We start from the raw sequence: 21033 nt of genomic DNA, 5'->3' as shown, positions 1-21033 counted from the left end.
CTTCGCTGCGCTCAGGATGACGAGGCCAGCGTCTCCAGCGCCTCGCCGCTCAGGCGGTAGGGCAGCCAGGTGCGGATCCAGCGGAAGCCCAGGCGCTCGTAGAAGCCGCGGGCGGGATTCCAGTCGAGCACGTTGAGGTCGATGCGCTTGTAGCCCTTGGCCACGCATTCGCGCGCCAGCGCCTGCATCAGCGCCCGCGCCGCGCCGCCGCGGCGTTCCGCCGGCACGACCCAGATATCCTCGACAAAGACGCCGCGGGCCGCCGTCCAGACCGAATAGTTGAAGGTGTAGAGCAGGAAGCCCACGGGATTGCCGTCGCGTTCGGCGATCAGCGCCGCGAACTGCGGGTCCTTGTCGAAGCCGTCGCGCGCCAGGGTCTGCGGCGTCGAGGTCACCGCATCGGGCTCGTCCTCGTAGGTCGCGAGGTCGACGGAGAAGCGGTGCAGCAGATCGACGTCGTCGACGGTCGCCGGCCGCACCCTGACGGGCGACGGCCGGCTCATTCCGCCGCCGCCTTCAGTGCCTCGCGAATCGCCGCCTCCTCGCCGATATGGTTGACCAGCAACAGGATCAGCCGGGCGTCGAAGGCGCGGCTCGCCTCGTCGCTCAGCCCCTTATGGGCATCGACGATGGCGTTGTAGATCTCGTCGGGCCGGGCGAGGTTGAGAGAGCGCCGCAGCGCGCCCTTCGTCCCGCCGCTGTCGCCGGAATCGCTCATTCAGCCTCCTTGCCCATGGCGCGACGCACGGCGGCGGCGACGGAGGCCGCGTCGAACGCGCGCCACCGCGCCGCCACGTAGCGGTCCGGGCGGATGAGATAGGTCGTGCCGGGCCGCGCATCGTAGCGCTGGCGCGCAAGCCCGGTTCCGGTCACGGCAACATGCGTCACGCGCTCCGGCAGCGGCGCAACGGGCTGCATCACCCGCCCGAACGTCAGGAGGGTGAAGTCGCGGCCGAGCCGGTCTATCAGCCAGCCGCCGCGTCCGCCCTCGCGCCCGACCGGTGCGTCCGGCATGGCCCGGCCCGGCCCCGGGCCGCCGTGCCAGTCGCCGTCGCGGTCCGGCGTGTCGAGCGGCGAGCCCGCCTGCACGGTGGGCTTCGACAGGCGGCCACTGTTGATCAGGGCGCGGGCGAAGGGAAAGTCGCGGGCCAGCGACAGGGCACCGTCGCGGAAGGCGCGCGCCGCCGCAAACTTCGGCGTGATGAAGTCGGTGGCGCGCGTGGAGTTCAGGATGTTCTCGCGCGCCGCCGCGACGCGCTCGCTGGAATAGCTGTCGATCAGCGAGGCCGGCGACTCTCCCGACAGGACCAGCGCCAGCTTCCAGGCGAGGTTGTCGGCGTCGGCGACGGCGGCATTGCCGCCCCGCGCCCCGAAGGGCGAGACGACGTGGGCGGCATCCCCGGCGAAGACCACGCGCCCGGCGACGAAGCGCTCCATCATCCGGCAGGCGAAGGTGTAGACGGAGCTCCATTCGTGCTCCCAGCGCGCGTCCGGACCGAACATCTGCCGCAGCCGGCGGTCGATGTTCCCGGTCTTCCGCTCCTCCTCCGGATCGGCGTCGCGGCCGAGCTGGAAGTCGACCCGCAGCACGTTGTCGGCCTGACGGTGCAGCAGCACCGAGTTGGTCGGATGGAACGGCGGGTAGAACCAGAAGCGCCGCTCCTTCGGCAGCTCGTCCATCAGCCGGATGTCGGCGATCAAGAACTGGTCGTGGAACACCTCGCCCTCGAAGGGCAGGCCCAGCATGTGGCGGACCGGACTGCGCACGCCGTCGCAGGCGACCAGCCAGTCGGTCTCCAGCGTGTAGCGCCCGTCCGGCGTCTCGACCTCCACCGTCACGACGTCGCCGTGCTGGGCGACGCCCACGACCTTGTTCCGGAAGCGCATGTCGACGCGCGGATCGGCGAGGCAGCGCTCGTAGAGATACTCCTCGACGTAGTACTGCTGCAGGTTCACGAAGGCCGGGAACTTGTGTCCCGGCTCGGGCTGCAGGTTGAAGCGATAGACGGGCCGGTCGCCGAGATAGACCTCGCCCTCTTCCCAGGTGATCCCCTTCTCGACCATTTGCCGGGCGGCGCCGAAACGGTCCCAGGTCTCGAGGCTGTGCTGAGCCTGGCAGATCGAGCGGCTGCCGACGCTCACCGTGTCGTCCTCGTCGAGGACGATCGTGGGCACGTCGCGCAGGGCGAGGGCGAGCGCCAATGTCGGCCCGGCCAGCCCGGCGCCGACGATGACGACCGGCCGTCGCGATCCCGTTCCGTCAAGCTCGGGCGGCCGGCGGTACGGGTAGTGGCGATAGGTGTAGGAGCTCATCGTCTTCCGGACCGCGAGCCTCCGGCTCGCTCATGGGCTCGAGCGAGCCAGAGGCCCCAGAAGAGCATGGTCACGCCTTCTCCAGGGCCGCCCACATCTCGATGTCGCGCTCGGCGGTCCAGATGCGCGGATGGTCGAGACCCTTGGCCTCGTCGTAGGCGCGCGACACGTCGAACGGCATGCAGTGCTCGAAGATCACCCAGTTGCCGTAGCGCGGCTGCAGGGCCGACATCGCCTTGTCGTAGGCCTGCTTCAGCGAATCGCCGGCCTCGGCGCTCAGCGCGACGGCCTTGTAGAGCTCGCTCAGGAAGGCCTGCGTGCCGGCGATGCCTTCCTCGACGTTGCCCTCGCCCATCAGCGCGTCGCCGCGGCCGGGAACGAGGGCGAGCGGCTTGAGGTCGCGCAGCTTCTGCAGCGTCTCGGGCCAGTCCTTGTAGTGGGCGTCGCCGGCGTAGGGCGTCGCGCCGTACTCGACCAGGTCGCCGCTGAACAGCGTGCGCTCCTCCGGCAGCCAGACGATCGTGTCGCCCTTGGTGTGGCCGCGGCCGGCATGGACGATGTCAACCTGCAGCTTGCCCAGCCACAGCGTCATGCGGTCGGCGAAGGTGATGGTGGGCCAGGTCAGGCCGGGGATGGTCTCGGCGGCGTCGAACAGGCGAGGGAAGCGCTGCAACTCGGACTTGTAGTCCTGGGCGCCGCGCTCGACGATCATATCGCGCGTGGCCTCGCTGCAAATGACGTGCTGCGGATCGAAGCCGGAGGCGCCCAGCACGCGGACGGCATGGTAGTGCGACAGCACGACGTATCGGATGGGCTTGTCGGTGACGGTGCGGATGTACTCGATGACCTTCTGGGCCATCTTCGGGGTCGCCTGGGCATCGACCACCAGCACGGAGTCGTCGCCGACGACGATGCCGGTGTTGGGATCGCCTTCGGCCGTGAAGGCATAGGCGTGCTCCGACAGGCGGCTGAAGGTGATCTTCTTCTCCGCCAGATCGGCTTGCGAGGCGAAGGCCCTGGCCATCGTCGTTCCCCCCTTGGTGCTCGGTGATGCCGCGCATACCTAGGCTGGGGCGAGCGCCGGAGTCAAAGCGTCAGTCGGAACCGAACCGGTGGTACTGCGCCCGGTCGCCGGTCCGCACCGTGACGTCGAACGTGTCGTTGTCGCGCTCCAGCTTCAGCGTCACGGCGGCGCCGGCCGGGCCGGCCGACCATAGCTTTCGATAGAAGTCTGCAATGTCGTCCAGCACCTCGCCGTCCAAGGCATGCAGGATGTCGCCGCGCTGCAGGCCGGCCCGGTCGGCCGGACCGCCATCGGAGATGCCGCCGACGACGAGCTGGCCCATGTGCTCGACCGTCAAGACCCCGAGCCAGGGCCGGGGCGGCGTCGACAGCCGCCCCTTGCTCACCAGCTCGTCGAAGATCGGCTTCAGGCGGTTGATCGGCACGTACATGTTGCCGGGAAAGGCCGGCGAACCCGGGCCCAGCGCCTCCTGCACCAGCAGCGAGCCTATGCCCAGGAGGGATCCGTCCTGGCCGATCAGGGCCGAGCCACCCCACAGCGGATAGGCCGGGACCGTGAAAATGGCGTTGTCGAGCAGGTACTCCCAGTAGCCGGCGAATTCGCGGCGCCCGGCCACCTTGACCTTGAGCGCCGCCTTCTCGCCGCCCAGCCCCGCGACGAAGGCCTCGCTACGCAGCTCCAGCACATCGGAATCGCCGAAGCGCATCGGCGCGAGCCGGATCGGCTGCTCGGTCCGCACCAGCCCGAAGCCGCTCTCGTAGTCGTAGCCCACGATGTACGCCGGCCGGTCGTGGCCGTCGATGTCGGTGATCGTCACCGTGTCGGCTTCCATGATCAGGTAGCCGATGGTGACGATCAGCCCGTCCTCGCCGATCAGCACGCCGTGCCCCTCGCGCTCGCTGCCGAGCGTCTGGGCCGAGCGCCTGTCCTGGGGAACGGTGGTGCGCACGCCGACCACCGCCGGTAGCACGCTCGCCACCGTGGACGGCAGGTTGGACGTGCCGCGCAGATCCATTTCGGCCGACTCGCGGCCGGTCGAGAAGTGACCGGCGCCGTTGGCGCCGTTCGCCGAACCGTTCAAGCCTCGGGCCATCCGGCAACCCTCCCAATTCCCCGCTGGTGAAAGATAGGCGTCCGGGCCCCCGATTGCTATATGACCTTGCATGGCGCCCCCCGCCGATCCGTTCGAAATCACCGACGATCCCCTGCCGGCCACGGCCAACCCGCCGCCGGCCCGCGTCGTCGCGTCCCTGGCCCATCTGGAGGGGCTGAACGAGGAGCAGCGCCGGGCCGTCGTCCACGAGGGCGGGCCGCTGCTGGTCCTGGCCGGCGCCGGCACCGGCAAGACGCGGGTCCTGACCACCCGGATTGCCCACCTCCTCATCACCGGCCGGGCCCGCACCTCGCAGGTTCTTGCAGTCACCTTCACCAACAAGGCCGCGCGCGAGATGCTGGACCGCGTCGCCAGCGTGATCGGCGGCGCCGCCGACGGGATGTGGTTGGGGACCTTCCATTCGATCGGCGTGCGCGTCCTGCGCCGTCATGCGGAGCTGATCGGCCTCAAGAGCAACTTCACGATCCTCGACACCGACGACCAGACGCGGCTGATCAAGCAGTTGCTGCAGGCAGAGGGCATCGACGACAAGAAATGGCCGGCGCGCATCCTGTCCGGCATCATCCAGCGCTGGAAGGACCGCGCCCTCTCGCCCGACAAGGTCTCGGGCGACGACGCCGGCGAATTCGCCAACGGCAAGGCCGTGGAAATCTACCGCCAGTACCAGGCCCGCCTGGCCGAGGTGAACGCCGCCGATTTCGGCGACCTCGTGATGCATTGCGTGACGCTGTGGCAGAACCATCCCGACATCCTGGCGCAGTATCACCGCCGTTTCCGCCACATCCTGGTCGACGAGTACCAGGACACCAACGTCGCCCAGTACCTGTGGCTGCGGCTGCTGGCGCAGGGCACGCCGGACGTCTGCTGCGTCGGCGACGACGACCAGTCGATCTACGGCTGGCGCGGCGCGGAGGTCGGCAACATCCTGCGCTTCGAGAAGGACTTCCCCGGCGCCACGATCGTCCGCCTGGAGCGCAACTACCGCTCGACGCCGCAGATCCTGGCCGCCGCCTCGCACCTGATCGCGCACAACGAGGGGCGGCTCGGCAAGACCCTGTGGACCGATCTCAAGGAAGGCGAGCGCATCTCGGTGCGCGGCGTGTGGGACGGCGACGAGGAAGCGCGCTCGGTGGGCGAGGAGATCGAGGCGCTGCAGCGCGACCGCCATGCGCTCAGCCAGATCGCCATTCTGGTCCGGGCGGGCTTCCAGACGCGCGAGTTCGAGGAACGCTTCATCACCCTCGGCCTGCCCTACCGCGTGATCGGCGGCCCCCGCTTCTACGAGCGCCAGGAGATCCGCGACGCGCTGGCCTACTGCCGGGTCACCGTGCAGCCCGACGACGACCTCGCCTTCGAGCGCATCTACAACACCCCCCGCCGCGGGCTGGGCGAATCGGCGCTGCGGGCGCTGCGCATCATCCAGCGCAGCCAGAAGATCTCCCTGTTCGAGGCGACGCGGCGGGCGCTCGAGACCGACGAGCTGAAGGCCCGGCCACGCAAGGCGCTGGGCGACCTAGTGCGCAGCTTCGACCGCTGGCGGTCGATGCTGGAGGGGATGAGCCATGTCGAGGTGGTGGAGACCCTCCTCGACGAATCGGGCTACACGGACATGCTGCGCATGGACCGCTCGCCCGAGGCGGAGGGCCGCCTGGAGAACCTCAAGGAGCTGGTCAACGCCCTGCAGGAGTTCGACACCCTGCCCGCCTTCCTCGAGCACGTGGCGCTGCTCACCGACAATGCCGAGCGCTCGGGCGGCGACATGGTGAGCGTCATGACCCTGCACGCCGCCAAGGGGCTGGAGTTCGACACGGTCTTCCTGCCGGGATGGGAGGAAGGCCTGTTCCCCAACCAGCGCGCCCTCGACGACAAGGGGCTGGCCGGCCTCGAGGAGGAGCGGCGGCTGGCCTATGTCGGCCTGACCCGGGCCCGCAAGCGGGCCTATGTCTCGTTCGCCGCCAACCGCCGGGTGTTCAACCAGTGGCAGGCGGCCATCCCCTCGCGCTTCCTGCGCGAGCTGCCGACCGAGCAGCTCGCCGAGAGCAGCGATGCCGGCCTCTACGCCACCTACTCCGCCGGCCACCATGGCGGCCTGCGCGACCAGGCGAGCGGCTTCGACTACGAGAGCCTGGGCGTGGGCAGCTTCGGCCGGAGCAGCCGCTCCGGCGCGGGCCGGACCCGCTGGCGCGACGAGACCTTCGACGACCGCCGCGCGGTCGAAGGCGACAAGCCCGACCTCACCGTCGGCCAGCGCGTCTTCCACCAGAAGTTCGGCTATGGCCGCATCCTGGCCGTCGACGGCAACAAGCTCGACATCGAGTTCGAGAAGGCCGGCGCCAAGAAGGTCCTGGACAGTTTCATCGAGGCCGCATGAGCCTGTGGACGGCCTGGAAGGAGGTCCCGGCCGCGGAGCGGGCGGAGCGCGAGCGCGCGCTGGAGTTCCTGGCCGAGGACGGATTCGTCGTCACCAGCCGCGAGGTTTCGCGCGACGGTCCCTGGCGTCTGGAAATCTTCGGCGAGGGCAACCGGTCGACGGTCGCCGCGGCCCTCGACGATGGCTGGCAGTGGGAAGAGCTGCCGGACAAGGACTGGGTGGCGGAGAACCAGCGCTCGTTCCAGCCCTTCGCCGTCGGCCTCTTCTGGGTCCATCCCTCGCACGATCCCGGGCGGCCGTCGCCGGAGCTGCTGCCCCTGCGCATCGACGCCGGGATGGCCTTCGGCACCGGCACCCATGCGACGACCCGGGGCTGCCTGGAGATGCTGGCCAGGCTCGACCCGGCGGAGACGGAAAGGGCCGTCGACGTCGGCTGCGGCAGCGGCATCCTCGCCATCGCCATGGCCAAGCTCTGGGGCCGACCGGTCGTCGGCGGCGACAACGACCCGCAGGCCGTCGAGGTGGCGCGCGAGAATGCCGAGCTGAATGGCGTCGGGTCCCTCTGCCGCTTCGAGCACGCGATCGGCCTGCAGCACGACGCCCTGCAGGCTCTCGCACCCTACGATCTTGTCGTTGCCAATATTCTTGCCGGGCCGTTGATGGAACTCTCCCAGGCCTTCGCGAGGGCGATTCGGCCCGGCGGACGGGCGCTGCTGAGCGGGCTCCTGCTCGAGCAGGCCGACGACATCGTCGCCCTCTACCGCCGGCGCGGCTTCGTCCCCGAGCGCCACGTCGACCTCGAGACCGGCGGCGCGGTGTGGCGCACGCTGCTGCTGCGGCGGTCGTGAGCGGCCCCGGTCAGCCGGGGTTGGCCAGGTTCTCGCGCAGGGTGCGGCCGGCATAGTCGCGGCGCAGCAGGCCGCGGCGCTGCAGCTCGGGAGTCACCATGCGGGCGAAGTCCTCGTAGGTCCCCGGGAAGACAGTGGGCGGCAGGACGAAGCCGTCGCAGGCGCCGCCGGTGAACCAGTCTTCCATGACGTCGGCGATCATGGCCGGCGTGCCGGCCAGCAGGCCGCGCGGCCGGCGCACGGCCTCGTCGGCGAAGGTGATGCCCTGTGCCCTGGCGACCTGGCTCATGCGGTCGCGCGAGCCGGCGATGCCCTGGTTGCCGGCCGCCCGTTCCGCCTCCTCCGCGGTCTCGATGCGGCTGAGGTCGACGCCCAGCAGGCTCGACGAGGAGGCCATCACCAGTTCGGGGTCGATCAGGCTGTCGAGGTAGGCCGCCTTCTCTCGGGCGATGGATTCGGTCTCGCCGACGACGACCGACAGGGTCGGCAGGATGGCGCAGCCGGCAGGCGACCGTCCGCGCGCCGCGAGCCTCCGGTGCATGTCCTCTCGGAAGGTGATGCCGTCGGCCTTGGTCGCGGTGGTGCAGAAGATCACGTCGGCCCAGCGGGCCGCGCAGTCGCGGCCGCGCGGCGAGGAGCCCGCCTGGAGGATCAACGGCCGGCCCTGAGGGCTGCGCGGGATCGACATCGGCCCGCGCGTGCGCACGTAGGGCCCGACATGGTCGGCGTAGCGGATCTTGGCGGGATCGGCGAAGACGCCGCTCTCGCGGTCCATCACCAGCGCGTCCGGTTCCCAGCAGTCCCACAGGGCGCAGCAGGCTTCGAGCACGTCGTCGGCGCGGTCGTAGCGCTCGTCCTTCGGGGGGACGCCGTCCATGCCGAAGTTGCGCGCCTCGAAGTCGGTCGCCGAGGTGACCACGTTCCAGGCGGCCCGGCCGCCGCTCAGGAGATCGAGCGATCCGAGGCTGCGGGCGATCTGGTAGGGCTGGTGGAAGGTGGTCGAAACGGTGTTGCCGAGGCCGAGATGGCGGGTGACCCGGGCCATCAGCGGCAGCACGGTCATGGGGTCGAGAAGGCTGAGCTGGCCGCCGCGGCCGACATAGTCGGCGTAGGTGTCGCGGTAGATGTCCGGCAGGCCCATCCCGTCGGCGAAGAACCCGGCATCGAACCGCGCCTCTTCCAGCAGGCGCGCCAGGTTCTCGTAGCGCTCGGCATCCCAGATGTCGTGCAGCGGCGCGGACGGGTGGCGCCAGGCGCTGGCATAGCTCGCGGTCGGACCCGTCTTCAGGTACGCCACCAGATGCATCTTGCGCTTCGGCCGCATGCGCGCCGGGCAGCAATTCCCATGCCCGAGCCGATGACGCCGCATGCCCACGGCACATCGCCGGCGACCGGACAGAAAAAGGGCCGGCTTTCGCCGGCCCCGGTACGCTTACGCTTACGCTACTACGCTTGAACCCCGATGAAAGACGCTCTGTGAACTACGCAACTTGAACTACGCGACGCGACGCAGGTTCTCGTTGGCGGCCGACGAGAACGCGTCGGCGGCAACGGCCGGCGTCGCGCCTTCGACGTGCTCGCGCACCGCGAACGCGATCTCGGAACGGGTGAGGCCGATATCGGCCAGTTCCCGGTCGCTCATGCGGTAGAGCTGGCTCTCGGCGGCGCGCAGCCGGAAGTCGCTGCCGATCGCAGCGGTCAGCCGGCCGTACAGGCCGCGCAGCCACACGATCGCGGCCCCGAGGCCGTTGGCGATCATCTCGGCGCGGGCATAGCGCGCGCGAAGCTCGAGCATCCGACGCTCATCGTAGGAAACGATGGCGCTCTTGAACGTGTTTCCCCCCGCCGGCGCGCTTTCGCTTGTCAGACTATCGAACATCTGGATCGGCTGGGTCATCATTGGTGTTACTCCTTCTTGTGCAGCGCAATAGCGATGCTGCGCTGCACGGAACAAATATAGAGCCTTGAGTTACAACAATAAGAGTGAAGTCGGAACGAGTGCTATGCTCTGTAAGCATAGATCGGGTCGGGTGCGCATTTCGCAAGCGCGAGAAGCACCATCCTGCCCAGATTGCGCGCACTTGGCGGCGCGCGTAGGGTTCGCGGGCATGAGTTCCGCTTCCGACGTCCTCGATCTTCTGCGCCGGCGGGGCCAGAACCCCGACCCGGCCGCCCTCGCCTCGCTGATGGAGGGCGTTGCCGCCGCCCCGGAGGCTCTTGCCGGCCCTGAATGGGTCGAACTGGTCGCTCCGGGAGCAGATTCCGAACTGACCGATGCCCTGACGGCCTGGCGCCGAGAGATCGACCGTGCGGGGGATGGGCTCGAGGCCTCGCCTGCCCCGCCCGGCCGCCTGGCCGACCTGCGGGCCGAGCTGGCGCGGCGCGGGCTGGATGGCTTCGTGGTGCCGCGCGCCGACGAGCATCAGGGCGAGTATGTGCCGCGGGGGGCCCAGCGACTGGCCTGGCTGACCGGCTTCCGCGGCTCGGCCGGCCTCGCCATCGTCCTCGCCGACCGGGCTGCCATCTTCGTCGACGGCCGCTACACGCTCGCGGTGCGCAGCCAGGTCGACACCGACGCCTTCGTTCCCCACCAGATCCCCGAGGATCCGCCCGACGCCTGGATCGCCTCGAACCTGCCCAAGGGCGCCAGGCTCGGCTTCGATCCGTGGCTGGTCACGGTCGACGGGCACGACCGCTTCGCCCGCGCCTGCCAGCGCGCCGGGGGCCAGTTCGTGCCGGTCGACGCCAACCCGGTCGACGCGGTATGGACCGGCCGTCCCCCGCCGCCGCTGGCGCCGGTCCAGCCACAGGCCGACGCCCTCGCCGGGGAATCGAGCGAGTCCAAGCGGGCGCGCATCGCCGCGATCGTCAGCGACAAGGGCGCCGACACCGCTTTGCTCACCGCTCCCGATTCGATCGCCTGGCTGCTCAACGTGCGCGGCGGCGACGTGCCGCGCACGCCCTTTCCCCTGGGCTTCGCGCTGCTGCACGGCGATGGCCATGTCGACCTGTTCATGGACCGTCGCAAGATGCCGGCCCGGACGCTGGCCTGGCTGGGCAATGCCGTCACCCTGGCGCCTCCCGACGAGCTGGGCCCGGCCCTCGACCTGCTGGGCAAGGTCGGCAAGCGCGTGCTGATCGAATCGGCGACCGCTCCGGTCTGGGCCACGTCGCGGCTGCAGGCGGCCGGCGTCACGATCGTGCGCGACGCCGATCCCGTCGCGCTGCCCAAGGCCTGCAAGAACGGCGTCGAGCTCGAGGGTATCCGCAATGCGCACCGGCGCGACGGCGCCGCCGTCAGCCGCTTCCTGGCCTGGCTGGCGCGCGAGTCATCGGGGCGCGTGCTGCGCGAGATCGAAGTGTCGGACCGGCTGCAGGCGATGCGCGAGCAGACCGGCAAGCTGCGCGACCTCAGCTTCGACACCATCTCCGGCGCGGGCCCCAACGGTGCCATCGTCCACTATCACGCCACGCCGGAGACCGAGCGGCGGCTGGAGCCCGGCAGCCTCTACCTCGTGGATTCGGGCGGCCAGTACCGCGACGGCACGACCGACATCACCCGCACCGTGGCGATCGGCACGCCGACGGCGGAGATGCGCGACCGCTTCACGCGCGTGCTCAAGGGCCATATCGCGCTCGCGATGGCGCGCTTCCCCGTGGGCACCACGGGCTCGCAGCTCGACGTGCTGGCGCGTTACGCGCTCTGGCAGGTCGGGCTCGACTACGACCACGGCACGGGTCACGGCGTCGGCGCCTATCTGTCGGTGCACGAAGGGCCGCACCGCATCTCCAAGATGCCCAACAACGTCGCGCTGCAGCCCGGCATGATCGTCAGCAACGAGCCCGGCTACTACAAGGCCGACGCCTACGGCATCCGAATCGAGAACCTGGTGGCGGTGTGCGCGGTGGAGATCGCGGGCGCCGACCGCCGCTACCTGGCGTTCGAGACGCTGACCCTGGCGCCGATCGACCTCGCCTGCGTGGAGCCCGCCCTGCTCACCGAGGCCGAGCGCGGGTGGCTGAACGACTACCATCGCCGCGTGCGCGAGATCGTGGAGCCCCAGGTCGACGCGGCGACGCAGGCATGGCTCACCGAGGCGACCCGCCCGATCTGACATTCTCTTCCTCCCCACGCTTGCGTGGGGAGGTGGCCCGAAGGGCCGGAGGGGTCACGGGCAGCACGACCGATGCTCATGCCCCCTCCGCCCGCTGTGCGGGCACCTCCACAGCTTCGCTGGGGAGGGTTAATCGTTCAGAATCGTCCGGCCCAGCACGACGTCCTCGTAGACGTGCAGCGACGGCAGGCCGCCGGTGTGCATGAACAGCACCTTGGCCCTGGGCTTGAAGTAGCCCTGTCGCGCCAGGCCGATCAGGCCGGCCATGATCTTCCCGGTGTAGACCGGATCGAGAAGAATGCCTTCGGTGCGGGCCAGCATCTGCACGGCCTCCACCATCCTCGCGTTGGGCACCGAGTATTTGGGCTGCCAGTACCCGCCGATGCTCTTCACCGCCTCGCGCGGCACCTTGCCGATGCCGAGCAGGTCGGCCACCGCCTGCGCCTCCTTGTGGACCAGCGGCTCCTGGTCGGCGGGATCGCGGCTGACGCCGATGCCGATCAGCGGGATCCGGATGTTGTTGCCGTGGAAGCCGGCGACCATGCCGCCGTGGGTGCCCGAGCTGCCCGACCCGACCACGATGGCGTCGAGCGCCAGCCCCATCTCGAACCACTGCTGCTGCATCTCCTGGACGCAGGCGACGTAGCCCAGCCCGCCGATGGCATTGGAGCCGCCGCCCGGGATGACGTAGCCCTTGCGGCCGAGCGACGCGACCTCCTGGGCGACCTTGGACATGGCCGCGCCCATGTCCGAGCCGCCGGGCACCACCGTGATGGCCTCGACCCCCATCAGCTCGAACATGAAGTTGTTGCCGCCGGCCTCCTTGCTGTAGCTGCCGGGGACCCGCTCCTCGATCACGAAGCGGCACTTCAGCCCCTCCTTGACCGCCGCCGCCAGGGTGATGCGGCAGTGGTTGGATTGAGGCGCGCCGCAGGTGATCAGCGTGTCGGCGCCCTGGGCCAGCGCGTCCGCCGCCAGGAACTCGAGCTTCCGGGTCTTGTTGCCGCCGGGGAAGAGACCCAGCATGTCGTCCCGCTTGATCCAGATGTCCGGTCCGGCGCCGCCCGGGCAGGAGGCTGCGAGGGCCTCGGTGAAGTGGGGAAGGAATTCGATCGGCGTGGGCGATTGGGTATAGCGGCGACGCGGGAAACGAGCCAAGTCCATTCGTGCAACTCCAGCGAGACGGCTGCTGCCTCTAGCATCCCCCACGGCCGCGTGGAAGCGAGCCCCATGGCAGCCGCCTGTGGCCTTCCCACGAACTGCATCAACCTGTGACCGAGTTGTGATCGGAGTCACAACCGACCTTGCGAAAGGTTCCCGTTCCCGGGTTCACGTCTTCGCGAGGTCGTGCTTCATCACCGATGCTGCAAAGAGCGTGGATTTCCCACGCTAATATCACTGGCCGTGCGGCTTCGCCTGACTGTTACTCGCACAGCACACCGCGTCAGGAATGCGTCGGCGACGGCGCCATTCGGTGGCAGCCCGACAGGCGCACAAGTAGAATTAATGCGCTCGCATTTCCCTCAGCCCGAACGCGTAGCACCTCTCTCGTTCAAAGAATCTTCCAACAGGAGATACACATGAAGAAGGTCATACTTGCGGTGGCTGCCGCCGCGGCACTGCCAGTCTCGGCCATGGCTCAGGACGTTCAGACCCCCGGCGTGTACTTCGGCGTCGAAGGCGGCCTGAACTGGATGTTCAACACGACGATCCTCGGGCAGAACGTCGCGCCGCAGACCGGCTGGGCGCTGGGCGGCAAGTTCGGCTACGACTTCATCGGACCGCGCGTCGAGGTCGAAGGCCTCTATCGCCAGAACAACAACGGCAACTTCTTCGGCAACCGCGCGATCACCGGCCAGATCAGCCAGGTCACCGCGATGGCCAACTTCCTCTACGACTTCAATGCCACCGGGACCATCGTCCCCTACATCGGCGCTGGCGCCGGCGTGGGCTTCGTCGATTCCGACTACAATCTCGGCAGCACGACCTTCGCCTACCAGGGCATCCTCGGCCTCGGCTACAACGCCACGCCTAACCTGCGCTTCAACCTGGAAGGCCGCTACCTCGGCACGACCAACCCGTCGGTCGCCGGCACCACCTGGAACAACAACAACGTCACACTGCTCGCCGGCGTGCAGTTGAAGTTCGGCGCCGCCGCCCCGCCGCCGCCGCCGGCTCCGCCGCCGGTGCAGGCGACGACGTTCATGGTGTTCTTCGACTGGGATCGGTCGAACCTGTCGCAGCAGGCGCTGGCGACGATCGCGCAGGCGGCCGACGCCTACAAGACCAAGGGCAGCGCGCGCATCACGGCGACCGGCCACACCGACACGTCGGGCCCGGAGGCGTACAACATGGCGCTGTCGCTGCGTCGCGCCAACGCGGTCAAGGACGCCCTGGTGCGCAACGGCGTGCCGGCGCAGGCGATCTCGGTCATCGGCATGGGCGAGAAGGGCCTGCTGGTCCAGACCGCCGACGGCGTCCGCGAGCCGCAGAACCGCCGCGTCGAGATCGTCATCAACTGAGAATCCGGAGACTGGATGGGAACGGCCGGGCAATGCCCGGCCGTTTTCGTCTGGCGCTCACTCGGCGAGCTTCAGCCACTCTTGCTCGGTCATCGTCTCGATGCCGAGCTCGGCGGCCTTGCGCGCCTTCGAGCCGGCCTTCTCGCCGACCACGACCAGGCTGGTCTTCTTCGACACCGAATCGGTCACCTTGGCGCCCAGTTCCTCGGCGCGCGCCTTCGCGGCCTCGCGTGTCATGGCGGTGAGCTCGCCGGTGAAGACCACGACCTTGTCCTTGAGCTTGGCGTCCGCCGCCACGACCCGGCGCGAGACGGGTTCAACCGTGAGCTGGCGGCGCAGGTCGCGGATCACCTCGACATTGTGGCCCTCGTCGAAGAAGCCGCACATCGCGTCGGCGGTGGTGACGCCGATCTGCTCGACGTTGCACAGCCGGCCGTAGCTCTCGCCGACCTCGGCCGCAGCCTTCTCCTTCTTCACGTCGTCCGGATGCGCCCGGCGCTCCTTCGCGGCCTTCAGCATCTCCTCGAGCCAGAGGTCGGCGTCGCCATACTCCTGGGCCAGGATCTTCGCGGTCGCCTCGCCGATCAGCGGGATGCCGAGCGCGTTGATGAAGCGGTCGAGCGCGATCGTGCGCCGCGCCTCGATCGCGGCCATCAGGTTGCGCACCGACAGCTCGCCCCAGCCCTCGCGCTTGCGGATCTCGGCCTCCTTCCCGGGCAGCCGGAAGATGTCGCCCGGCACCTTGAGCAGGCCGTCCCGGTGGAAGTTCTCGATGTGCGTGCCGCCCAGCCCCTCGATGTCGAAGCAGTTGCGCGACACGAAATAGCGCAGGCGCTCGACCTGCTGGTACGGGCATTCCAGGCCGCCCGAGCAGCGCCGCACGACGCCGCCCTCCTCGCTCGCGACCCTGGTCTTGAGAGGGCACGGGCAGCGGGTCGGGAAGTGGAACTTCTCCGTCTTCTTCGGCCGCTCCTCGGGCACGTGGCCCAGGATCTGCGGGATGACGTCGCCGGCGCGCTGCACCACGACCATGTCGCCCACGCGCACGTCCAGCCGCTCGATCTCGTCGGCATTGTGCAGCGAGGCCCGCGCCACCATCACGCCGCCGACGTTGACCGGCTCGAGATCGGCGACCGGCGTCAGCGCGCCGGTGCGGCCCACCTGGATCAGGATGCCGTTCAGCCGCGTGCGCGCCTGCTCGGCCGGGAACTTGTGGGCGATCGCCCAGCGCGGTGCCCGGCTCACGAAGCCCAGCCGTTCCTGCCAGTCGATGCGGTCGAGCTTGTAGACGACGCCGTCGATGTCGTAGGGCAGCGACGGTCGCTCGACGCCCATCCTCTCGTAGAAGGCCCGCACCTCGGCCGGCGTGCGGCAGAGCTCGGACAGCGGATTGACGCGGAAGCCCCACGCCTTCAGCAGCTTCAGGTACTCGCTGTGCGTCTTCCAGGTCCGCGGCTCGGCCTCGCCCCAGGCATAGGCGAAGAAGCGGAGCGGCCGGGTCGCCGTGATGCCGGCGTCGAGCTGGCGCAGCGAGCCGGCGGCGGCGTTGCGCGGGTTGGCGAAGGTCTTGTCGCCCGCCGCCTCCTGACGCCGGTTCATCTCCTGGAACGCGCCGCGCTCCATGTAGACCTCGCCGCGAACGTCGAGGATGCCGGGGGCCTTGCCCTTCAGCGTGTGCGGGATGTCCTTCACCGTCTGCAGGTTGGCCGTCACGTCCTCGCCGGTCGTGCCATCGCCGCGCGTCGCGCCGACGGTGAAGACGCCGTCCTCGTAGCGCAGGCTGATCGACAGGCCGTCGATCTTGGGCTCGCAGGCGAAGGCGATCTCGGCCTCGGGTGCGAGATCGGTCTCGCGCTCCAGCCCGCGCCGCACCCGGTCGAAGAAGGCCTGCAGTTCCTCGTCCGTGAAGGCATTGTCCAGCGACAGCATCGGCCGGGCGTGCCGCACCTTGGCGAAGGCCGTGGTCGGCGTCGGCGCGACGCGCTGCGTCGGGCTGAACATGTCGGTGAGCTTGGGGAAGCGGTCCTCGATCGCCTTCAGCCGCCGCCGCAGCAGGTCGTAGTCGGCGTCGGAGATCTCCGGCGCGTCCTGCTCGTGGTAGAGCTTGTCGTGGTGCGCGATCTCCCCGGCCAGGCGCTTGTGCTCGCCGCGCGCCTGGCGTTCGGTCAGCTCGTCGACCGCGACGGACGCGACGACTTTGGCGGCCCGCGACATCCTTCCCCCCCTCAGCCGGCGGCCGCGAGCAGCCGATCCGCGGCGGCGCGGGCCTCGGCGGTCACCTCGGCGCCCGACAGCATGCGCGCGATCTCCTCGCGCCGGCCGGCGGCGTCCAGCGCCAGCACGTCGGTGCTGGCGGCGCTGCGCCTGGTGGTCTTGCGGATCAGCCAGTGGCGGTCGGCCACGGCGGCGACCTGCGGCGAATGGGTGACGACCAGCACCTGCACGTCGTTCGCCAGACGCCTCAGGCGCTCGCCCACCGCCGCGGCGGTGGCGCCGCCGATGCCCGAATCGACCTCGTCGAAGACGATGGTCGGGACCTCGCCGACCTTGGCCAGGCACACTTTGAGCGCCAGCAGGAAACGCGACAGCTCGCCGCCCGAGGCGATGCGGGCGATCGGCGCCGGCGGCGCTCCGGGATTGGTGGCGACGGTGAACTGCACGCGGTCGGCGCCGGCCTCCGTCCAGTCGGCCTCGGGCAGGGCGGCGACCTCGGTCACGAACCGCGCGCGGTCGAGCTTGAGCGGGCCGAGCTCGGCCGCCACCGCCTTGTCGAGCCGGGCGGCGCCCTTGCGGCGCGCCGCCGACTGGGCCTCCGCCGCCGCAACATAGGCCGACCGCGCCGCCTTCGCCGCGGCGGCCAGGCGCCCGAGGCCGGCCTCGCCATCGTCCAGCGCCGCGAGCTGCGCGGCGAACCGCTCGGCCAGCGCCGGCAGATCCGCCACCGCGACATGGTGCTTGCGTGCCATCGCGCGCAGCGCGAACAGCCGCTCCTCGATCTTCTCCAGGCGCGACGGATCGAACTCCAGCGCATCGCGTGCCGCCTCGAGCTGGGCCTGCGCCTCCGTCGCTTCGCTGAGCGCGCGGTCGAGCGCGGCGATCGCCGGATCGAGACGTCCCATCGCCTTGTCGGCCTGGCGCTCGACCAGGCGGTGGGCGGCGCGCAGGGCGGCCACCGCCCCCCGCCCGTGCTCCAGCTCGCCCAGCGCCTGGGCGACGGCCTCGCCAAGCGCGCTGCCGGCACGCAGGAGCTGGCGCTCCCCGGCCAGCCTGTCCTCGTCGTCCGGGCGCGGCGCAAGCCCTTCCAGCTCCTTGACCGCATGGCGCACGAAATCCTCGTCGCGCCGGGCGGCGGCGGCCGCCGCCGCGGCGTCGGCATGCGCCCGGTCGGCCTCCCGCCAGGCCCGCCAGGCGGCGCGCACGATCTCGGCCTGCCGGTCGAGGCCGGCGAAGGCATCGAGCGAGGCGCGATGGGTCGCCATGTCGAGAAGACCATGCTGTTCCATCTGGCCCTGGATCTCGACCAGCGTCTCGCCCAGCCGGCGCAGCAGTGCCACCGACGCCGGCTGGTCGTTGACGAAGGCACGGCCGCGGCCGTCGGTCCCGACGACGCGGCGCAGGGTCAGCACGTCGTCGTCCTCCAGTCCCTGCTCGGCCAGCACGGCGTGGGCGGGATGGTCCCTGGCAAGATCGAAGGAGGCCGCCACGGAGGCCTGGGCAGCGCCGCGCCTCACCGTGCCGGATTCGGCGCGGTTGCCCAGCGCCAGACCGAGCGCATCGATCAGGATCGACTTGCCGGCGCCCGTCTCGCCGGTCAGGGCACCCAGACCGCCGGCACCCGAGCGTGGGAAATCGAGGTCGAGCTTCTCGATCAGCACGAAGTCGCGGATCGAAAGCGTGGCGAGCATGCCGGCGTCAGAAAAGTCCGAAGAACCAGCCGCTCTTCTGCTCGTCGCGCGGCACCGGTCCTTCCCCGGTCATCAGGTAATAACTGTCCTGATACCATTCGCTGCCCGGGAAGTTGTAGCCGAGCACCGCCGCTGATTCCTGCGCCTCGCTCTTGACCCCGAGGGACAGGTAGCATTCGACCAGGCGGTGGAGCGCCTCGGGCACATGGGTGGTCGTCTGGTAGCGCTCGATCACCACGCGGTACCGGTTGATCGCGCCGACATACTGCTCGTTGGACTGGTAGTAGCGACCGACCGACATTTCCTTGCCGGCAAGATGGTCGATGGCGAGTTCGACCTTGAGGCGCGCGTCGCGGGCATAGGGCGATTCGGGAAAGCGCTTCACGACCTCCGCCAGGGCGTCGAGCGCCTGCTGGGTCATGCGCTGGTCGCGGCCGACGTCGGAGATCTGCTCGTAGTAGCACAGCGCCTTGAGATAGTAGGCGTAGGGGATGTCCCTGTGGCCGGGATGGAGCTGGATGAAGCGATCGAGCGCGATGATGGCCTCGTCGTACTTGTTCGATTGGTAGTACGCGAAGGCCGCCATGATCTGCGCCTTGGTGGCCCAGACCGAATAGGGATGCTGGCGGTCGACTTCCTCGAAGCCCTTGGCGGCCGCCTTGTAGTCCTGCGCGCCAAGGTCGTCGAGCGCCCGGTTGTAGAGCTGGTCGACCGGCTGCTCGACGTAGTTGCTGTTGTCGTCGGAGGACCCGCAGCCGGCGAGCGCCAGCATCAGCACCGCGAGCACGAGCCCACCCAATGCCTTGCGAGGATCTGCGGAGAACGTCTTCGACATGCCCATCCGTCTACTGTTTCGGCCGCGGTTTTATATCACGGCGGCTCCAAAAAAAGAGGGGCCGAAGGGCCCCTCAGAAAGATGCGTGGAGAGCGCTCGAATGTCGCTCAGTTCGCTTGGCGACGCAGGAACGCCGGGATCTGCAGGTCGTCGTCCTCGCGCGCCGGCTTGGCGCGCTCGGTGACGTCGAGATTGATCGACGCCTGGGCCGGCGCCGGCCGCGGGACGGGCTTGGGCGCCACCGGAACGACGTTCTCGGGCGCCGGGCGGGCGACCGGCGGCTCGCTGGCCGTCGCCGGCTTGGGCGCGGCGAAGGCGCCGGTGATGCGCTGGAACAGGTTCGGCGCGCGGCTCTCGCCGGCCGAGCGCGCGGCAACGGGTCGCGCAACGGGGTCGGTGGCGCGGACCGCCGGCTTGGCGGCCGGACGGCTCACCCGCCAGTCGTGCTCGTCGACCAGCGGACGCTGCGGCGCCGGAGCCGGTGCCGCCGCCACGGGAGCCGGCGGCGCGACCGCCACGGGAGCCGGTGCCGGCGCGGCCATCGGCGGCACATCGAAGGCCTCGACGGGGGCCGGGGCGACGATGGGCGCGACCGGAGCCGCTTCCATGACGACGGGCGCCGGCGGCGCGACGGTGGCCGGCGGCGGCGCGACGGCCACCGGTGCGACCGGCACGGGCGCCGGGGCCGCCATCGGAGGGGCCACGGGAGCCGGCGGCACGCTGGCGGCAACCGGCGCGGGCTCCGCCGCACCGACGCCGACCGGCACGGAGACGCGGCCGACCGGCGGCGCGACCGGGCGGCTGAGCGCCGGCTGGCCGGTCTGGACCGGCCGGTTCATGTCGAGCGACAGGTAGTTCGGCGCGGGCTGCTGCGAGGCCGCGGCGGCGATGCCCGTGGCGACCACGGAAACCCGCATCCGGCCCTGCATCGTGGCGTCGAAGGTCGAGCCGAAGATGATGTTGGCCTCGGTGTCGACCTCCTCGCGGATGCGGTTGGCCGCCTCGTCGACCTCGTGCAGGGTCATGTCGAGGCCGCCGGTGATGTTGATGAGGACGCCCTTGGCCCCCTTCATCGAATGGTCTTCCAGCAGCGGATTGGAGATCGCGCTCTCGGCGGCGACGCGGGCGCGGTCCTGGCCCTCGGCCTCGCCGGTGCCCATCATCGCCTTGCCCATCTCGCCCATCACCGTGCGGATGTCGGCGAAGTCAAGGTTGATGAGGCCGGGCATCACCATCAGGTCGGTGACGCCGCGCACACCCATGTGCAGCACGTCGTCGGCGAGCTTGAAGGCGTCGGCGAAGGTCGTCTTCTCGTTGGCGATCTTGAACAGGTTCTGGTTGGGGATGACGATCAGCGTGTCGACGACCTTCTCGAGCTCCGTGATCCCCTGGTCGGCCGACTGCATGCGGCGCCGGCCCTCGAAGTGGAACGGCTTGGTCACGACGCCGATGGTGAGGATCCCCTGCTCGCGCGCCGCCGCAGCGATGACCGGCGCCGCACCGGTGCCGGTGCCGCCGCCCATGCCGGCGGTGACGAACACCATGTTGGCGCCGTCGAGCAGCTGAAGGATCTCGGGCAGCGCCTCTTCGGCCGCCTGGCGACCGACCTCGGGGCGCGCGCCGGCGCCGAGGCCCTGCGTGATCGTAATGCCGAGCTGGACGCGCCGGTCGGCGAGCGACTGGCCGAGCGCCTGCGCGTCGGTGTTGGCGACGATGAACTCGACCCCTTCGAGGGCCGCGCTGATCATGTTGTTCACGGCGTTTCCGCCCGCGCCGCCGACACCGATGACGGTGATACGCGGCTTAATCTCTGACTCCTTCTGAGGGAGACTGAGGTTGATGGTCATTCGGGATCTCCACGCAAACGAGGGGTTATCTGCTCGGAGGGCGGTGTGGATTGTTTTGTATCAACCCTTCACTACCACCGGCTTTTCTTGCTTCTTATCAATAGCCTGTGGGGATTGCCGTTCCCCGCACAACATATTG

Annotated in this window: 16 protein-coding genes; 4 read left to right on the top strand and 12 right to left on the bottom strand. The window is 69.8% G+C overall.

Features of this window, described 5'->3' with window-relative positions:
- Positions 1-11 precede the first annotated feature (11 nt).
- The 5 genes from ACO073_RS30115 to ACO073_RS30095 form a co-directional block, all read right to left on the bottom strand.
- The gene (locus tag ACO073_RS30115; RefSeq protein WP_422003111.1) at positions 12-503 is read right to left on the bottom strand and encodes a GNAT family N-acetyltransferase; all 492 of its coding nucleotides are present in this window, start codon (positions 501-503) and stop codon (positions 12-14) included.
- Entirely contained in the window at positions 500-718 is a 219-nt protein-coding gene (locus ACO073_RS30110; protein WP_422003110.1) for a DUF2783 domain-containing protein, read from the bottom strand. Before ACO073_RS30110 ends, ACO073_RS30115 begins: the two co-directional genes overlap by 4 nt.
- Positions 715-2313, bottom strand: a complete 1599-nt coding sequence (locus ACO073_RS30105) for an FAD-dependent oxidoreductase (protein WP_422003108.1) — start codon at positions 2311-2313, stop codon at positions 715-717. The genes ACO073_RS30110 and ACO073_RS30105 overlap by 4 nt, the downstream gene beginning before the upstream one ends.
- Positions 2314-2383: 70 nt before the next feature.
- Complete coding sequence (locus ACO073_RS30100; RefSeq protein ID WP_422003106.1) at positions 2384-3337, bottom strand: MBL fold metallo-hydrolase; 954 nt, start codon at positions 3335-3337, stop codon at positions 2384-2386.
- 70 nt (positions 3338-3407) lie between these two features.
- Positions 3408-4418 (bottom strand): S1C family serine protease, encoded by a 1011-nt coding sequence (locus ACO073_RS30095; protein WP_422003104.1) that lies wholly within the window; start codon positions 4416-4418, stop codon positions 3408-3410.
- 82 nt (positions 4419-4500) lie between these two features.
- On the opposite strand from ACO073_RS30095, the gene ACO073_RS30090 reads away from it, so the two are divergent.
- Complete coding sequence (locus ACO073_RS30090; protein ID WP_422003102.1) at positions 4501-6822, top strand: ATP-dependent helicase; 2322 nt, start codon at positions 4501-4503, stop codon at positions 6820-6822.
- Positions 6819-7670 (top strand): 50S ribosomal protein L11 methyltransferase, encoded by an 852-nt coding sequence (locus ACO073_RS30085; RefSeq protein ID WP_422003100.1) that lies wholly within the window; start codon positions 6819-6821, stop codon positions 7668-7670. The genes ACO073_RS30090 and ACO073_RS30085 overlap by 4 nt, the downstream gene beginning before the upstream one ends.
- A 10-nt stretch (positions 7671-7680) precedes the next feature.
- On the opposite strand, the gene ACO073_RS30080 is transcribed toward ACO073_RS30085, so the two are convergent.
- Positions 7681-8994, bottom strand: coding sequence for an NtaA/DmoA family FMN-dependent monooxygenase (locus tag ACO073_RS30080; RefSeq protein ID WP_422003098.1), 1314 nt, complete (start codon positions 8992-8994; stop codon positions 7681-7683).
- 171 nt (positions 8995-9165) lie between these two features.
- Positions 9166-9570 (bottom strand): DUF1127 domain-containing protein, encoded by a 405-nt coding sequence (locus tag ACO073_RS30075; protein ID WP_422003096.1) that lies wholly within the window; start codon positions 9568-9570, stop codon positions 9166-9168.
- Positions 9571-9778: 208 nt separating this feature from the next.
- On the opposite strand from ACO073_RS30075, the gene ACO073_RS30070 reads away from it, so the two are divergent.
- Complete coding sequence (locus ACO073_RS30070; protein ID WP_422003094.1) at positions 9779-11785, top strand: aminopeptidase P family protein; 2007 nt, start codon at positions 9779-9781, stop codon at positions 11783-11785.
- Between the two features lie 129 nt (positions 11786-11914).
- Here ACO073_RS30070 and ACO073_RS30065 read toward each other — a convergent pair whose 3' ends face one another.
- A complete protein-coding gene (locus ACO073_RS30065; protein ID WP_422003092.1) occupies positions 11915-12949 on the bottom strand; it encodes a D-cysteine desulfhydrase in 1035 nt (344 codons plus the stop codon).
- A 416-nt stretch (positions 12950-13365) separates the two neighbouring features.
- Between ACO073_RS30065 and ACO073_RS30060 the strand changes: the two genes are divergently transcribed.
- Positions 13366-14307 (top strand): OmpA family protein, encoded by a 942-nt coding sequence (locus tag ACO073_RS30060; protein ID WP_422003090.1) that lies wholly within the window; start codon positions 13366-13368, stop codon positions 14305-14307.
- 57 nt (positions 14308-14364) lie between these two features.
- Here ACO073_RS30060 and ligA read toward each other — a convergent pair whose 3' ends face one another.
- The 4 genes from ligA to ftsZ all read right to left on the bottom strand — a co-directional run bounded on the left by ligA (position 14365) and on the right by ftsZ (position 20894).
- Positions 14365-16521, bottom strand: a complete 2157-nt coding sequence (ligA, locus tag ACO073_RS30055; RefSeq protein ID WP_422003088.1) for an NAD-dependent DNA ligase LigA — start codon at positions 16519-16521, stop codon at positions 14365-14367.
- 11 nt (positions 16522-16532) lie between these two features.
- The gene (gene recN / locus ACO073_RS30050) at positions 16533-18212 is read right to left on the bottom strand and encodes a DNA repair protein RecN (RefSeq protein WP_422003086.1); all 1680 of its coding nucleotides are present in this window, start codon (positions 18210-18212) and stop codon (positions 16533-16535) included.
- 7 nt (positions 18213-18219) lie between these two features.
- Positions 18220-19047 (bottom strand): outer membrane protein assembly factor BamD, encoded by an 828-nt coding sequence (locus tag ACO073_RS30045; protein ID WP_422003085.1) that lies wholly within the window; start codon positions 19045-19047, stop codon positions 18220-18222.
- A gap of 107 nt (positions 19048-19154) precedes the next feature.
- Positions 19155-20894 (bottom strand): cell division protein FtsZ, encoded by a 1740-nt coding sequence (ftsZ, locus tag ACO073_RS30040; protein WP_422003083.1) that lies wholly within the window; start codon positions 20892-20894, stop codon positions 19155-19157.
- Positions 20895-21033: the final 139 nt, after the last annotated feature.

Source organism: Reyranella sp., assembly GCF_965229815.1.
Taxonomy (GTDB): Bacteria; Pseudomonadota; Alphaproteobacteria; order Reyranellales; family Reyranellaceae; genus Reyranella.
Note: the sequence above shows the minus strand (reverse complement) of the source record. Positions and strands in the feature narration are given on the sequence as shown.

Coding starts and splice junctions, on each gene's coding strand:
- ACO073_RS30090 (WP_422003102.1), top strand. CDS start 4,501: ATGGCGCCCCCCGCCGATCCGTTCGAAATCACCGACGATCCCCTGCCG.
- ACO073_RS30105 (WP_422003108.1), bottom strand. CDS start 2,313: ATGAGCTCCTACACCTATCGCCACTACCCGTACCGCCGGCCGCCCGAG.
- ACO073_RS30070 (WP_422003094.1), top strand. CDS start 9,779: ATGAGTTCCGCTTCCGACGTCCTCGATCTTCTGCGCCGGCGGGGCCAG.
- ACO073_RS30110 (WP_422003110.1), bottom strand. CDS start 718: ATGAGCGATTCCGGCGACAGCGGCGGGACGAAGGGCGCGCTGCGGCGC.
- ACO073_RS30045 (WP_422003085.1), bottom strand. CDS start 19,047: ATGTCGAAGACGTTCTCCGCAGATCCTCGCAAGGCATTGGGTGGGCTC.
- ACO073_RS30100 (WP_422003106.1), bottom strand. CDS start 3,337: ATGGCCAGGGCCTTCGCCTCGCAAGCCGATCTGGCGGAGAAGAAGATC.
- ACO073_RS30060 (WP_422003090.1), top strand. CDS start 13,366: ATGAAGAAGGTCATACTTGCGGTGGCTGCCGCCGCGGCACTGCCAGTC.
- ACO073_RS30115 (WP_422003111.1), bottom strand. CDS start 503: ATGAGCCGGCCGTCGCCCGTCAGGGTGCGGCCGGCGACCGTCGACGAC.
- ftsZ (WP_422003083.1), bottom strand. CDS start 20,894: ATGACCATCAACCTCAGTCTCCCTCAGAAGGAGTCAGAGATTAAGCCG.
- ACO073_RS30080 (WP_422003098.1), bottom strand. CDS start 8,994: ATGCGGCCGAAGCGCAAGATGCATCTGGTGGCGTACCTGAAGACGGGT.
- ligA (WP_422003088.1), bottom strand. CDS start 16,521: ATGTCGCGGGCCGCCAAAGTCGTCGCGTCCGTCGCGGTCGACGAGCTG.
- ACO073_RS30075 (WP_422003096.1), bottom strand. CDS start 9,570: ATGATGACCCAGCCGATCCAGATGTTCGATAGTCTGACAAGCGAAAGC.
- ACO073_RS30065 (WP_422003092.1), bottom strand. CDS start 12,949: ATGGACTTGGCTCGTTTCCCGCGTCGCCGCTATACCCAATCGCCCACG.
- ACO073_RS30085 (WP_422003100.1), top strand. CDS start 6,819: ATGAGCCTGTGGACGGCCTGGAAGGAGGTCCCGGCCGCGGAGCGGGCG.
- recN (WP_422003086.1), bottom strand. CDS start 18,212: ATGCTCGCCACGCTTTCGATCCGCGACTTCGTGCTGATCGAGAAGCTC.